Raw genomic sequence first — 15,248 nt, 5'->3', positions numbered from 1 at the left:
TTGACTAAGAATCCCCCAAAAAGCAGTGGGATTTATCGTATACTGATTGCGCTATAAGAATAAATTCACCTCGCTGAACGTCCACCGCCCTCGAAGCCGTTGGTTACCGCACAGCACCCCGCCCACGCGCGGGGTTTTTGTATTACAAAGATAAAATGGACATACCGCGCGCTGCGGGATGCTGACCGGCATCAGAGAATAACAGGAGACTTCATGGCTAATCCCTATCGCGAACTGTTTGCCACACCCGGAGCACTGGGGCTGGCGGTCGCGAGTACTATTGTGCGCCTGCCGCAGGCGATGATCGGCATCGGCATTGTGACCATGCTGGTGCAGAAGACCGGACAGTACTGGCTGGCCGGTGCCGTAGCCGGGGTTTACACGCTGGCAAATGCGCTGGTTGGCCCGCAGATTTCCAAGGTGGTAGACCGACGTGGGCAAAGCCGGGTACTGCCTTACGTCACCGCCTACAGCATCGGTATGCTGATGGCGCTGATTGTCGCGGTGTATATGCAGGCCCCCGCTCCGCTGCTGTTTATTCTGGCGCTGCTGGCCGGTGCGATGCCGAGTATGCCCGCGATGATCCGCGCCCGCTGGCTACAGCTTTTTCGCGGCAGGCCGCAGCTGCACACCGCGTTCTCGCTGGATACGGTGATCACCGAGCTGGTGTTTACCATCGGCCCGCCGGTGGCCATCGTGCTCAGTACCAGCTTCTTCCCCGAGGCCGGGCCGCTGGTGGCGCTGCTGCTGCTGATCGTTGGCATCACCGCCTTTCTGATGCAGAAGCAGACCGAGCCGAAGGTGGTGGAAGGCCTGGGGAAACAGACCAGTTCCACCCTGCTGATTCCGGGCGTGCGTACCATCGTCTTCGCACTGCTGGCGCTGGGGGTGATTGCCGGTTCGGTTGAAGTGGCGGTGGTTGCCTTCGCCAATATGCAGGGCTGGCCATCTGCCGCCAGCTTTGTGCTGGCCGCCTATGCGCTGGGTTCAATGATCGCCGGACTACTGTTCGGTACGTTAAAAATCACCGCCCCGGTTGAGAAACAGTTCCTCTGCGGCGGCGTGGTGATGGCGGTAACGACACTGTTCCCGATTTTATCCCCCAGCGTGTACGTGCTGGCCGCCACGCTGTTCTTCGCGGGCGTGTCGTTTGCACCGACGATGGTTATCGTGATGAATATCGGCACCACGATTTTGCCGCCTTCCAGGATTACCGAAGGGCTGACGTGGATGACTACCGGCATCAGCCTCGGCGTGGCGCTGGGCAGCGTGCTGGCGGGTATGGTTATCGATCTCCACGGCGCTCGGGCCGGGTTCAGCGTGGCGATGGTCGCCGGGCTGGTGATGGTGCTTATCGTTCTGATGGGGCTGCGCGTGCTGCGATCTTCGTCTGCGGTATGTGTTGAGGTGCCGGGCCAGTAGTTTGCGCGGCAGGCGGGGCCAAAATCCCGCCAGATGCCCGGTGTTTATAATGGCGAAAAATGGCCTGAGATCAGCGTCTGCCTTTTACCTATTGGCCAGGTAACGAGCCTGGCTGAGAGGTTGGCATTCAATGCTGGGGTGCTGATTTTTTTAGCCATGCACGGGCCCTTCCTTTGCCCTCAATGCCGCTTCCATAACCTTTTCAGGTGCAGATACCAGAAGATCCTTGGGTTTTATATTACCAAGCCAGCTGTTTGGTGTGCCAAACCATACTGCCAGAGCCCATGACGTTTTGGTTTCCCCGAACAGCTCTATGATTTTCTTGATTAGCGGTAACGGCTGCCCGCCAATATCCAGCGCATAAGCCGGATACAGATCTCTGCCTTCAGAAGCGATAGCAAAAATCTTTTTGGCACGTTTCCAGCGATTAGGGAGCCCACTGGGATTTTTCACTGCACCACCGTTTCCTCCCCGACGAGAAACTTCCAGAGCAACCAGCCACTCACTGTCGTTCAGGATGGTTCTTTTTAGTTTTTCCAAACGTTCGGTGTTGGTCGTGCCAGCGGCTTTTCCCTGGTCCGTCGCCGGAGCCTTGAGTTCAACCTCATCTGTAACCGTGTTGAGTGGATCGGGAGAAGGATTTAGCGCCGCTAAAGTCCGTAACGCAGCCTCAAGCGCCACTTTAAAAATATCTTCATTAATGGAGGCCGGGCGTTTCAGGACATAATAACTTTCCATCGGACCGTCTTCGGCAGCATGCCAGCCAGGGACGGAAAGGGTGATATCTGTATTTTCATCCTCGGTTTTAAAGTAAGAGATTTTATCTACCGGGATGGCAATGACTTCAAAATTAACGTTTTTTTCTCGGGTAATCATGACCACCTCCGTCTTCATCAACGATATATTCGATATCTACAATATACTCATTATCGCCATTACGCACGATGGATTGATGAAAAAAACAGCTGCCCGTATTCTTCCGCAGGAGGAAAGCCAAAAAAAACCCTGCCGAAGCAGGGTCTTATGGACTGACTTGCGTTCTTGAAGCTTAGAACGGGATATCGTCATCAAAGTCCATTGGCGGTTCGTTGTTCGCCGGAGCGCTGTTCTGCTGTGGCTGCTGCGGGCGAGACTGCGCGCCGCCGCTGAACTGGTTGCCGCCCTGTGGCTGCTGTGGCTGGCCCCAGCCGTTGTTGTTGTTCTGGCCCTGGCCGCCGCCTGCCGGTGCGCCGCCGCCCTGTGCACGGCCGCCCAGCATCTGCATGGTGCCGCCAACGTTAACCACAACTTCGGTAGTGTATTTTTCTACACCGGCCTGGTCGGTCCATTTGCGGGTTTGCAGAGAGCCTTCGATATAAACCTGGGAACCTTTACGCAGGTATTCACCGGCCACTTCTGCCAGCTTGCCGAACAGCACAACGCGGTGCCACTCGGTCTTCTCTTTGGTTTCACCGGTCTGCTTGTCACGCCAGCTTTCGGACGTAGCCAGAGTAATGTTGGCAACGGCACCGCCATTTGGCATGTAGCGGACTTCCGGATCTTGCCCCAGATTCCCAACTAAAATAACTTTGTTTACGCCTCTGCTGGCCATGTTGCTGTCTCCGATAAATGTGTCTGACTAAGTCTAAGCGCAAAATTCTAACACGCACACCTCTTAATGACACGTGCAGAGATCCGCGTTTACGAGGCGGATCGAAAACTCTTTTTTAATACAAGGCATAACGATCGAAGGGGAAAACTGCAGCAGAAAGCGGATCGCCGCAGATGGCACCTGAGGCCAAAACACTGGTTATCCATTCAGGTTTTTTTGTGCCATAATGACGTGTTTCTTTTCTGGCCATGCCGGGCAGGCATGGTGAGGTTTGTGCTAATCCGGGAATTGTGAATGGATAAGATCGAAGTACGGGGTGCCCGCACCCACAATCTGAAAAATATTAACCTGATCATTCCGCGCGATAAACTGATCGTCGTTACCGGCCTGTCAGGTTCCGGGAAGTCCTCACTGGCGTTCGATACGCTGTATGCCGAGGGCCAGCGCCGCTACGTGGAGTCGCTCTCCGCCTATGCGCGTCAGTTCCTTTCGCTGATGGAAAAGCCGGACGTTGACCACATTGAGGGGCTGTCACCGGCGATCTCAATTGAGCAGAAGTCCACCTCGCACAACCCGCGTTCCACCGTCGGGACCATTACTGAAATTCACGACTACCTGCGCCTGCTGTTTGCCCGCGTTGGCGAGCCGCGCTGCCCGGATCACGATGTGACGCTGGCCGCACAGACCGTCAGCCAGATGGTGGACAACGTGCTGGCGCAGCCGGAAGGCCGCCGCCTGATGCTGCTGGCGCCAATTATTAAAGAGCGTAAGGGTGAGCACACCAAGACGCTGGAAAACCTCGCCAGCCAGGGCTATATCCGCGCGCGCATCGACGGCGAAGTCTGCGATCTTTCCGATCCACCGAAGCTGGAGCTGCAGAAGAAGCACACCATTGAAGTGGTGGTGGATCGCTTTAAGGTGCGTGAGGATCTGGCGCAGCGCCTGGCGGAGTCGTTTGAAACCGCGCTGGAGCTGTCCGGCGGCACCGCCGTGGTGGCCGACATGGACGATCCGAAGGCCGAAGAGCTGCTGTTTTCCGCCAACTTCGCCTGCCCGGTGTGCGGCTACAGCATGAGCGAGCTGGAACCGCGCCTGTTCTCCTTTAACAACCCCGCCGGTGCCTGCCCGACCTGCGACGGGCTGGGCGTGCAGCAGTATTTCGATCCGGACCGCGTGGTGCAGAACCCCGACCTGTCGCTGGCCGGTGGGGCCATTCGCGGCTGGGATCGCCGTAACTTCTACTACTTCCAGATGCTGCGTTCGCTGGCCGATCACCTCGGCTTCGACATTGAAGCGCCGTTCAGCTCGCTGAAAGAGTACGACCGTAAAGTGATCCTTTACGGCTCCGGCAAAGAGAATATCGAATTCAAATACGTGAACGATCGCGGCGATACCTCGGTGCGTCGGCATCCGTTTGAGGGCGTGCTGCACAATATGGAGCGCCGCTATAAAGAGACGGAATCCTCCGCCGTGCGTGAGGAGCTGGCGAAGTTTATCAGCAACCGCGCCTGTGCCAGCTGCAGCGGCACCCGCCTGCGTCGCGAAGCGCGCCACGTGTTTGTGGAAAACACCACGCTGCCGACCATCTCGGATATGAGCATCGGCCACGCGATGACCTTCTTCGAAAATATGAAGCTCAGCGGCCAGCGTGCCAAAATCGCCGAGAAGGTGCTGAAAGAGATTGGCGATCGCCTGCGCTTCCTCGTGAACGTCGGTCTGAACTACCTTTCCATGTCCCGTTCGGCGGAAACGCTCTCCGGCGGCGAGGCTCAGCGTATCCGCCTGGCCAGCCAGATCGGTGCCGGACTGGTTGGCGTGATGTACGTGCTGGATGAGCCGTCGATCGGCCTGCATCAGCGCGACAACGAGCGCCTGCTGGAAACGCTGGTCCACCTGCGCAATCTCGGTAATACGGTGATTGTGGTGGAGCATGATGAAGACGCGATCCGCGCCGCCGATCACGTGATCGATATCGGTCCGGGCGCGGGCGTGCACGGCGGGCAGATCGTCGCGGAAGGCACCGTGGACGACATTATGGCGGTTGAGGAATCCCTTACCGGCCAGTTCCTCAGCGGCAAGCGCGGCATTGCCATTCCCGCCGAGCGGGTGAAAGGCGATCCGGAGAAGGTGCTGAAGCTGACCGGGGCCAGCGGCAACAACCTGAAGGACGTGACGCTGACCCTGCCGGTCGGGCTGTTCACCTGCATTACCGGAGTTTCCGGCTCCGGTAAATCCACGCTGATCAACGATACGCTGTTCCCTATCGCCCAGCGTCAGCTGAACGGTGCCACCATTGCCGAACCGGCCCCGTACCGCGAAGTGAGCGGCATGGAGCACTTCGACAAGGTGATCGACATCGATCAGAGCCCGATTGGCCGTACGCCACGCTCTAACCCGGCGACCTATACCGGGATTTTCACCCCGGTGCGCGAGCTGTTTGCCGGGGTGCCGGAGTCGCGCACCCGCGGCTACACGCCGGGCCGCTTCAGCTTTAACGTGCGCGGCGGGCGCTGCGAAGCCTGCCAGGGCGACGGCGTGCTGAAGGTGGAGATGCACTTCCTGCCGGATATCTACGTGCCGTGCGACCAGTGTAAGGGCAAGCGCTATAACCGCGAGACGCTGGAAGTGAAGTACAAGGGCAAGAGCATCCACGAAGTGCTGGAGATGACCATTGAAGAAGCGCGCGAGTTCTTCGATGCCGTTCCGGCGCTGGCACGCAAGCTGCAAACGCTGATCGACGTGGGCCTGTCCTACATCCGCCTCGGCCAGTCGGCGACCACGCTTTCCGGTGGTGAGGCGCAGCGCGTTAAGCTGGCGCGCGAGCTGTCCAAACGCGGTACCGGCCAGACGCTGTATATCCTGGATGAGCCGACCACCGGCCTGCACTTTGCCGATATTCAGCAGCTGCTGGAAGTGCTGCACCAGCTGCGTGACCAGGGCAACACCATCGTGGTGATTGAGCACAACCTCGACGTAATCAAAACCGCCGACTGGATCGTTGACCTGGGGCCGGAAGGCGGCAGCGGCGGCGGCGAAATCCTGGTGTCCGGCACGCCGGAAACCGTGGCCGAGTGCGAGAAGTCCCACACCGCACGCTTCCTCAAGCCTCTGCTGGTGAAATAAATCGAGAGGGCGGCAGCGTGCCGCCCTCTTTGCTTTCCGCAGTTTTCATCCGTTTTATCGTTACTTTTCTGACATTCAGCGTTAAATCTTGCAGAAACAGGCAAGATTTAGCGACGTTTAGACATCCCCTCGTCATGCTTTCAGGACTATGCTTTACCCTCATCATTTGTGGAGGAAGGCCGCCTGTGTCATCGCCCTTCTCCCGCCATTAAGGCCCTGCGCCATCTCATCATTTACCGGAGAAACCCATGAACATTACGCATGCTTATGCCGCTCAGGACGCAAAATCCAAACTGGCTCCGTTCGAGTTCCAGCCGCGTGAACTGCGGGAACATGATGTGCAAATTGAAGTGCTGTACTGTGGCGTGTGCCACTCGGACCTGCACCAGGCGCGCAATGAATGGCGTAACACCATTTTCCCGGTCGTGCCGGGCCACGAAATCGTTGGGCGAGTGACCGCCGTTGGCGCACACGGCCATAAATACAAGGTTGGCGATCTGGTCGGCGTTGGCTGCCTGGTTGACTCCTGTCGTACCTGCGACAGCTGTAAAGAAGACCTGGAGCAGTACTGCGAAGAGGGCTTCGTCGGCACCTATAACGGCCAGGATCGCATCAGCGGCGACATTACCTACGGTGGCTACTCCACGCAGGTGATTGTGCATGAAGACTTCGTGCTGCGCGTGCCGGAAAACCTCGATCCTGCCGCCGCCGCGCCGCTGCTGTGCGCCGGTATCACCACCTTCTCGCCGCTGAACCACTGGGGCGTGGGTCCGGGTAAAAAAGTCGGCATCGTTGGCCTGGGCGGTCTGGGCCATATGGGCGTGAAGATTGCCCATGCGATGGGCGCGCACGTCGTGCTGTTTACCACTTCGCCGTCAAAAATCGAAGACGGTAAGCGCCTGGGCGCGGATGAAGTGGTGATCTCGAAAGATCCAGAGCAGATGGCGGCACATGCCAACAGCTTCGACTTCATCCTGAACACCGTGGCGGCACAGCACGATCTCAACCCGTTTATCACCCTGCTGCGCCGCGACGGCACCATGACGCTGGTTGGCGCGCCGGAACACGACCACCCGTCTCCGCAGGTGTTCAACCTGATCTTTAAACGCCGCAGCATTGCCGGTTCGCTGATTGGTGGCATTAAAGAAACCCAGGAGATGCTGGATTTCTGCGGTAAGCACAACATCACCTCCGATATTGAGCTGATCAACATCAATCAGATTAACGAGGCCTACGAGCGGATGCTGAAAAGCGACGTGAAGTATCGCTTCGTGATTGATATCGATACGCTGCGGGCGTAAAACACGCTCGCTCCGGGCAGACATTCTGCCCGGAGCGAGACTCTGCTACTGCAAACTCTTTTCTGCGGTTCAGCGTTGCCTACACCGCACATATCCCCAAAATCCAGGAAGAGATCTTTTCAGCCCCGGAGCATGGCTTGTTATGTTTTTGACTAACCCGGTCACGCGGCATCTAGCCCGGACCCAGTATCTCTTCAAGCGCCTTTAACCCCTCATTTTCTCAGCATCGAATCGCTACAACGCTAATTCCGCCCGTCGCTGTTGATATTTATACGGTTTTCTCACACTGGTCTTAATGCCGTAATTTAAAACGGGAAAAGTGAATATTATCGGTAATGCTTAATTAAAAAGAGATTGATCGCGTTTAATACGCCAGGTTAATAGCATTAAGCGGCCATAAAGGATAATCGGCAACATAATCAATGGCCGGACCACTCCGATTCACAATGGCATTACCCCTCCCGCAAGCAATGTATAACCCCATAAATTTATTGATAAAAAACCAAAAATACTCAATGATACCGGTGACTCTTTTGTGTAATTTTCACCGATTACGCTTTATTGTGAGTCAGGTAGACAATTCCAGCTATTTCCTTTGCCTGATTAAATATTTTCTATTTGAATAAAATCCGATGAACCGCCTTTCCATGGTGCACTGCGCCGGTAATATGCACCAACAAAGTGCGAAAATATTAATTAAACGCCCGTTTACAGGCAGTTATTGTCTGGCATTGCTCTTGCATATGCTTGTATATACATGGCTGGACAATCACCAGCTAAATCCCAAACGAAATACAGAAGGAACCGCTATGCATTCTCTCCGTGTATTGAAACGTTCGCTGGCCGCGCTGTGCTGTGCCGGGATGCTCTCCTCTCTGGCCGCTCCGGCTTTTTCCGCCGAAGCGGACACCGTCAAAATGGGCGTTGAACCCTGGCTGGGCTACGGTCAGTGGCATGTTGCGGCGGATCAGAAGCTGTTTGAAAAACAGGGCCTGAAGAAAGTCGACGTGATTAACTTTGCCGAAGACAAAGATATCAACGCCGCGCTGGCCAGCGGACAGATCGATGCCGCAAATATCGCCACCCATACCGCCATCGGGATGATCTCCGCCGGTCTGCCGATCAAAATCGTGATGGTGCTGGACCAGAGTAATACCGCCGATGCGATGCTGGTGACCAAAGATATCGCCACGCTGCAGGATCTGAAGGGCAAGCAGGTAGCCTATGAAGAAGGCACCACCAGCGATATTCTGCTGCGCAGTGCGCTGGCCTCTGCCGGGCTGAAGTTCTCCGATATTAAACCGGTACCCATGCCAGCAGCTTCAGCGGGCAGCAGCATTATCGCCGGACGCGTCCCGGTCGCCGTGACCTATGAACCGTATCTGACCGTGGCGATGAAAGGCGATCCGAGCCTGAAGATGCTGTACAGCGGCTCGTCCGATCCCGGCCTGATCAGTGATGTGCTGGTGGTTCACGATGATTTTATTAAAAAACACCCAGAAGCGATTAGCGCGCTGATCAAAACCTGGAACAGCTCACTGGATTACTACAACGCTCATACTACCGAAGCTCGCGCCATTATTTCCAAAGCGGTCGGTGCGTCGCCGGAAGATCTGCATACCGCGTTTGACGGCGTGAAATACTTCTCTCTGGCGGATAATAAAAAACTGTTATCCCATGATTTTAGTGAAAAAACCTTCCCTCACCTGCTTAAAGCGGCGACAGAGGCCGGTATTGTCAGCCAGCCGGTCACCCCGCAGCAGACCATTGATGCCAGCTTCGTTAATAACCAGTAGCCATCCCTCTTTCCTCCCGCCGCCTGACGGTGGGAGGAAAGATGTCAGGAGGAAATATGAGTGTGGTTGAGCAGCAAAAAACACCTCAACAATCAAAAAAGCGCCGCAGACGCAGTAACCTGCTCACTATCGGGAAAACGCCTTCACGCTCACAGTTCCTGAGCATCTCCATCGGCGTCTTTGCCCTGTTGATTTTTGTCTGGTGGCTGGCGACCTCAATGGGTGCCATTAAACCGATTTTCTTACCGGGAATTGAACGCGTCTGGCAGCGGATGGTCGCGCTGGCAGTAGACGGCACGTTACAGAGTGATATCGAGAGCAGCCTGTACCGCATTATTATCGCCTTTGCGATTTCATCGGTGATGGCGATTGTCATCGGCGTGCTGGCGGGCTGTTATGGCCTGGCGAAAGCCATCGTTGAGCCGCTGGTCGATTTCGTACGCTATATGCCGGTGGTGGCCTTTGTGCCGCTGACCATCCTGTGGACCGGCACCGACGATTTTCAGAAGTTCCTGGTGATCTGGATTGGCACTTTCTTCCAGCAGGTGCTGATGATGATCGACGCCGTGAAGCGCGTTCCACCCGACTTCATCGGCCTGGGCCGTACGCTGGGCATGTCGGACCGTAAGATCCTGCTGCGCATCGTGATCCCTTCCGCCCTGCCCGCAATCTGGGACGCCCTGCGCATCAGTATCGGCTGGGCCTGGACGTGGCTGGTGCTGGCCGAACTGGTGGCCTCCACCTCGGGCCTTGGCTACCGCATCGTAGTATCTCAGCGCTATTTCCAGACCGACACCATTATCGGTTACATCCTGCTGCTCGGCCTGCTGGGCCTGATCACCGACCAGATTATGCGTGCCCTGGAGCGCGTGCTGTTCCGCTATAACCGGAGACGTTCCTGATGGCGACGCTAACGCTAAACAAGCTGGAAAAAAGTTTTCCCCTCGGCAAGAGCTACCGCCGCGTGCTGCACGGCATTGACCTGACGCTGAACGACAATGAGTTCGTGTCGATCGTCGGCACCTCCGGCTGCGGTAAAAGTACCCTGCTGTCGATTGCCGCCGGGCTGGAAGATTTTGACGGCGGTGATGTACTGGTCGACGGTGTGCCGATTGAAGGCCCGGGGCTGGATCGCGGCGTGGTGTTTCAGTCTTACACCCTGCTGCCGTGGCTCACCGCGCGCGGCAATATCGAGTTTGCCCTCAAGGCGGCGGGCACCCCGGCCAGCGAATGTAGTGATATCGCCCAGCAGCATCTGGAACTGGTCAAGCTCGGCAATGCGGCCGACCGCTGGCCGGGTGAGCTGTCCGGCGGTATGAAGCAGCGCGTGGCCATCGCCCGTGCGCTGTCGTACCGACCGAAAATTTTGCTGATGGACGAGCCGTTTGGCGCGCTGGATGCGATGACTCGCCATCAGATGCAGCAGCTGCTGGTGGAGATTTGGGAAAAACATCGCCTGACGGTGATGTTTGTGACCCATGACATTGAGGAAGCGGTCTGGCTTTCCGACCGTATCGTGGTAATGGGCCAGGGGCATATTGATTCCACTTTCGACGTCAACCTGCCGCGCCCGCGCCATGAAAGCATTAACCGTACCCCGGAATTTATCGAGCTGCAGCACGACGTGCTGAGCCGCATTCAACAACACGCGATTGGCTAACTGAAAAAGGTAACACTATGTCTGTGACATTCCACGACCTGTCGGCTTCAACTGAATTACCCGCTGACCTTTTCAAACGCACTGAATCCGACCTGTCATTTTTCGTTGAGAAGGTGAAGCCGATTATTGCGGCGGTGAAGGAGGAAGGCGACAGCGCGCTGATCCGTTTCGCCCGTGAGTTTGACGGCGTGCAGCCGGAAAGCTTCTCCGTGCGTGCTGAAGAGCATGAGTTCGAAGAGGCCTTTGCGCGCGTTGATGCCGAAGTGATCGAGGCGATTCGCTTCTCGGTGGAGAACGTGCGCGCCTTCCACGAAGCGCAAAAGCCTGAAGAGATGTGGTGGAAAGAGATGCGCCCGGGCGCCTTCGCCGGCGACCGCCACGTGCCAATCGATGCGGTGGCCTGCTACGTGCCGCGCGGCAAAGGCTCGTTCCCCAGCGTGCTGATTATGACCACCGTGCCTGCCGTGGTGGCCGGAGTACCGCGCCCGGTGGTGATCACCCCGCCTGGCCCCGATGGCCGCGTGGATGATGCCACGCTGATCGCCGCACGACTGGTTGGCATCAAGGAAGTGTATAAATGCGGCGGTGCGCAGGGCGTGGCGGCGGTGGCTTACGGCACGCAATCGGTGCCGAAATGCCTGAAAATCGTCGGTCCGGGCAGCCCGTGGGTGGTGGCCGCCAAGCGCCAGCTGTCTAATCTGATCGACCCGGGTATTCCGGCAGGCCCGAGCGAAAGCCTGATCCTCGCCGACGGCTCCGTCAGCGGTGCGCTGGCGGCACTGGATCTGCTGATCGAATCCGAGCACGGCCCGGACTCGTCGGCGTATCTGGTCACCTCCAGCCGCCGCGTGGCGGAAGAAGCGATTGCCGCGCTGCCGGGCTACTGGGATACCATCGGTGAAAAACGTGCCGGGTTCTCACGCAGCGTGCTGGGCGGCACCCACGGCGGCGTGGTGCTGACCAAAGATTTCGCCACCGCCGTGGAGTTCGTTAATCAGTATGCGCCAGAGCATCTGGAGATCCTCGCCGAAGAACCGATGGCGGTGATGACGCAGATCCGCAACGCCGGGGAAATTCTGCTGGGCGAACACACGCCGATCACCCTGGGTAACTTCGTGCTGGGTCCGAATGCCGTCCTGCCGACCAATAGCGCCGCCAAAACCGCCGGGCCGCTGTCGGTGTTCGATTACATGAAGCGTATCTCGGTGGGCTACGTTACCCGCGCGGGCTATCAGCAGCTGGCCACCAAAGCCAAACGTTTTGCCGAGTACGAGGGCTTCCCGGGCCATGCCCTGGCCGTCTCTGAGCTGCGCGATAGCCTGCTGAAAGGAGAGAATCATGACTGAGCCGCTCGCGCCGTTAGCGGCGGAGGCACGCCGCCTGACGCAGCAGGGTGACTGGCAGCAGGCCAGCGAGAAGCTCAGCCAGCTGATTACCGAAGTCACCGGCGTGCAGGCCACCGGCCTGAACATCAACCGCGATCAGTACAGCCTGAACTCGCTCAACGGCCGCGTGACGCTGGCCGATGGCCGCACGCTGTTCTTTAAGTATCACCACGAAGAAGGCGAAGAGCACACCATTGAGGAGTACTACCGCGCCGAGCTGCTGCGCGAGCACGGCTTCCGCGTGGATGTGCCGATCTACGCCTGCGGCGAGCCGGGGCGTCAGATCCTGCTGTATGCCCTGCGCGATGAAAAGCGGCTGGCCGACGTCTGCCGCGAGATTGAAGCGAATGCCGACTGGCAGGGCATGGCCCCGGTGGTCGATGCCCAGCGACGCGCCGACGCGGAAATCCTCGCGCACACGCTGCCGACGCTGCAACAGGCGCAGGTCAGCCAGGTCGAGGCCGAGTCTATCCACCAGCTGTTCTGGAATCGTCTGGTTTCGCCGGGCCACACCGCCGGGCTGGGCGGACGGGTTGACGGCTTCTACGTCAATCAGGACTTCACCCTCGGTGAACTTACGCTGCCGTGGCAGAGCCTGAGCAACCTGCGGTGGCGCATCAACGGCGTGACCTATCAGCACACGCTGCGCCAGCTGTTCCTGGACGCCGGGCAGATCCTTGCGCCCGCCGCGCTGGCCCATCACGGCGTGGTGGTGGCGCACGGCGATGCGCACAATGCCAACGTCTGGTTTGATTCCCAGGACGGCGTGCCGCAGCTGGTCAGCTTCGATCCGGCCTTTGCCGGTAGCCATATTCCGGCGTTGCTGGCCGAGATCAAAGCCACCTTCCACAACATTTTTGCCCATCCCTGCTGGCTGTATGAACCGGCGCAGGCGGCGGAAATCTACCGGGTCAGCGTCCGCCGCGATGGCGATACGCTGGAGGTGGAGCACGACTGGCGGCTGACGCCGCTGCGCCAGGCGTTCCTTGATAGTAAAGGCGAGCTGTACTGGAAGCCGCTGCTGGCCGCGCTGAAAGCCAAAGGCTGGCTGCCCGCGAACTGGCAGCAAATTATGCGCCTGGCGCTGTTCTGCTGCCCGACGCTGGTGATGAGCCTGCGCGCCGGATCGGCCAGCCAGCATAATCCGGTCAGTTCAACGATTGGCCTGGCGATGGCCGTGATGCTGGGCAGCGGCGGCGATGATGATTTCTCCCGCTGGCTGGACAGCCTGCTGACGGAGGCATAAGCGATGAAAGCGGTACAGCTTTACGGCGTTGGCGATCTGCGGGTGGAAGAAAAATCACCGGCGGTGCTGGCGGCAGGTCAGGTGCGCATTCAGGTGCGGGCCGCCGGGATCTGCGGTTCCGACATCCACAACTATCGCACCGGGAAATGGATGGCCGCCCTGCCGGTCACGCCCGGCCACGAGCTGTTTGGCGTGGTCACCGAAGCGGCGGACGACACGGCAGGCTTCGCTCCCGGAACCCGCGTGGTGGCCGATTCCCGCGTCTGGTGCGGCACCTGCCCCGCCTGCCTGCGCGGTGCGCACAATCTCTGCACCTCGCTGGGCTTTGTCGGTGAGGTGTGCGACGGCGGTTTCGCCGAGCAGGTGGTGCTGCCGGTCAGCGGCCTGCTGCGGGTGCCGGACGAGGTGGCGGATGATATCGCCGTGCTCAGCGAACCGCTGGGCGTGGCGCTGCGGGTCGTTAATCAGCTGAATCCGTCGCCGGGCAGCCGGGTCCGCGTCGCCGGAGGCGGCACCATTGGCGGCCTGGTGGCGCTGCTGCTGCACCATACACGCCAGTGCCGGGTGCAGTTGAGCGAACCGAACGCGGCGCGCCGGGGGCGAATCGCCGCCCTGATCCCGCTGGCCGAAGACGGCGACTATGACTTCGCCGTGGAGGCCACCGGGATCGGCAGCGTGCTGCAGCAGCTGGTTGCTGGCATCACCTCCGGCGGGCGTGTGGCGCTGGTGGGGATTTTTCACCACGACGGCGAGCTGGACTTCAATCAGCTGGTTGAGCGGGAAATCTCCCTGACCGGCTGTAGCGTGTTTCAGAGCGAGCAGCAGGCCGCGCTGGAACTGATGGCCGATCTGGCCGACGGGCTGCGCACGCTGATCGGCCCGCCGGTGTCGCTGGACGACGTGCCGCAGGCCTACGAGATGCTGATCAAGGGCAAATCCTCCTATCTGAAGACGGTGGTCATACCATGAATGTGATGAACAGCTTTTCCCTGAGCGGCAGGCGGGCGCTGGTCACCGGGGCAACGCGTGGGATCGGCCTGGCGCTGGCCACCGCGCTGGCGCAGGCCGGGGCCAGCGTGATCGTCACCGGGCGGTCATCGGACACGGTGGATCGGGCCGTGGCGGAACTTCAGGCGCAGGGCTTTAGCGCTGAGGGCCATGTGCTGGATGTGACCCGTACCGCCGATATCCAGCGCTGTCTGGCGAAGATGGGTGATATCGACATCCTGATTAACAACGCCGGGACCGAGCAAATCTGCCCGTCACTGGATGCCGACGAAGCGCTGTGGGACACCATTATTGCCACCAACCTGAAGGGCGCGTTTTTCTGTGCGCAGGCGGCGGCACGCAGTATGACCCGGCGAGAAGGCGGAACCATTATTAACCTCTGTTCGCTGACCAGCGCGGTCGGCGTGCCGGGTGCCACCGCCTACGGCAGCTCTAAATCGGGGCTGACCGGCATGACCCGGGCATTAAGCACCGAGTGGGCACCGCTGGGTATCCGGGTGAATGGCATTGCGCCGGGGTATTTTGAAACGGAGATGACCCAGGCCTTTTATCAGGATGCGGCCTGGGTGGAGAGCATGCAGGCAAAAATTCCGCTGGGCCGCTTCGGCGAGCTGGAGGATCTTGCCGGGGCGGTCGTGTTCCTCTGCTCCCCGGCTGCCCGCTATATCACCGGGCAGATCCTCTACGTGGACGGCGGCTATCTGGCGGCGATTTAA

General features: G+C 58.8%; 12 protein-coding genes. 10 read left to right on the top strand and 2 right to left on the bottom strand.

Annotated elements, in window-relative coordinates:
• Positions 1-213 precede the first annotated feature (213 nt).
• Positions 214-1,422, top strand: coding sequence for an MFS transporter (locus tag JOE09_RS10240; RefSeq protein ID WP_205065702.1), 1,209 nt, complete (start codon positions 214-216; stop codon positions 1,420-1,422).
• A gap of 150 nt (positions 1,423-1,572) precedes the next feature.
• Here JOE09_RS10240 and JOE09_RS10235 read toward each other — a convergent pair whose 3' ends face one another.
• Both JOE09_RS10235 and ssb1 read right to left on the bottom strand, forming a co-directional pair.
• Complete coding sequence (locus tag JOE09_RS10235) at positions 1,573-2,298, bottom strand: hypothetical protein (protein WP_205065701.1); 726 nt, start codon at positions 2,296-2,298, stop codon at positions 1,573-1,575.
• A 172-nt stretch (positions 2,299-2,470) separates the two neighbouring features.
• Positions 2,471-3,013 carry a single-stranded DNA-binding protein SSB1 gene (gene ssb1, locus JOE09_RS10230; RefSeq protein ID WP_205065700.1) on the bottom strand — a complete coding sequence of 181 codons (543 nt, stop codon included), beginning with the start codon at positions 3,011-3,013 and terminating at the stop codon, positions 2,471-2,473.
• A gap of 294 nt (positions 3,014-3,307) precedes the next feature.
• Between ssb1 and uvrA the strand changes: the two genes are divergently transcribed.
• The 9 genes from uvrA to JOE09_RS10185 all read left to right on the top strand — a co-directional run bounded on the left by uvrA (position 3,308) and on the right by JOE09_RS10185 (position 15,248).
• Positions 3,308-6,136 carry an excinuclease ABC subunit UvrA gene (uvrA, locus tag JOE09_RS10225; RefSeq protein ID WP_205065699.1) on the top strand — a complete coding sequence of 943 codons (2,829 nt, stop codon included), beginning with the start codon at positions 3,308-3,310 and terminating at the stop codon, positions 6,134-6,136.
• Between the two features lie 248 nt (positions 6,137-6,384).
• Complete coding sequence (locus tag JOE09_RS10220) at positions 6,385-7,437, top strand: NAD(P)-dependent alcohol dehydrogenase (RefSeq protein ID WP_205065698.1); 1,053 nt, start codon at positions 6,385-6,387, stop codon at positions 7,435-7,437.
• Between the two features lie 809 nt (positions 7,438-8,246).
• Positions 8,247-9,233, top strand: a complete 987-nt coding sequence (locus tag JOE09_RS10215; protein ID WP_205065697.1) for an ABC transporter substrate-binding protein — start codon at positions 8,247-8,249, stop codon at positions 9,231-9,233.
• A 56-nt stretch (positions 9,234-9,289) separates the two neighbouring features.
• Positions 9,290-10,135, top strand: coding sequence for an ABC transporter permease (locus tag JOE09_RS10210; RefSeq protein ID WP_205065696.1), 846 nt, complete (start codon positions 9,290-9,292; stop codon positions 10,133-10,135).
• Positions 10,135-10,893, top strand: coding sequence for an ABC transporter ATP-binding protein (locus tag JOE09_RS10205; RefSeq protein ID WP_205065695.1), 759 nt, complete (start codon positions 10,135-10,137; stop codon positions 10,891-10,893). The genes JOE09_RS10210 and JOE09_RS10205 overlap by 1 nt, the downstream gene beginning before the upstream one ends.
• A 17-nt stretch (positions 10,894-10,910) precedes the next feature.
• Entirely contained in the window at positions 10,911-12,239 is a 1,329-nt protein-coding gene (gene hisD / locus JOE09_RS10200; RefSeq protein ID WP_205065694.1) for a histidinol dehydrogenase, read from the top strand.
• On the top strand, positions 12,232-13,524 hold the full coding sequence (locus JOE09_RS10195) for a hypothetical protein (RefSeq protein WP_205065693.1): 1,293 nt from the start codon (positions 12,232-12,234) through the stop codon (positions 13,522-13,524). Before hisD ends, JOE09_RS10195 begins: the two co-directional genes overlap by 8 nt.
• Positions 13,525-13,527: 3 nt before the next feature.
• Complete coding sequence (locus JOE09_RS10190) at positions 13,528-14,493, top strand: zinc-dependent alcohol dehydrogenase (protein WP_205065692.1); 966 nt, start codon at positions 13,528-13,530, stop codon at positions 14,491-14,493.
• Positions 14,490-15,248, top strand: coding sequence for an SDR family NAD(P)-dependent oxidoreductase (locus JOE09_RS10185; protein WP_205065691.1), 759 nt, complete (start codon positions 14,490-14,492; stop codon positions 15,246-15,248). Before JOE09_RS10190 ends, JOE09_RS10185 begins: the two co-directional genes overlap by 4 nt.

This window comes from Pantoea coffeiphila, assembly GCF_016909495.1.
Classification (GTDB): domain Bacteria; phylum Pseudomonadota; class Gammaproteobacteria; order Enterobacterales; family Enterobacteriaceae; genus Erwinia; species Erwinia coffeiphila.
This window is presented reverse-complemented; position numbering and strand designations above follow the sequence as displayed.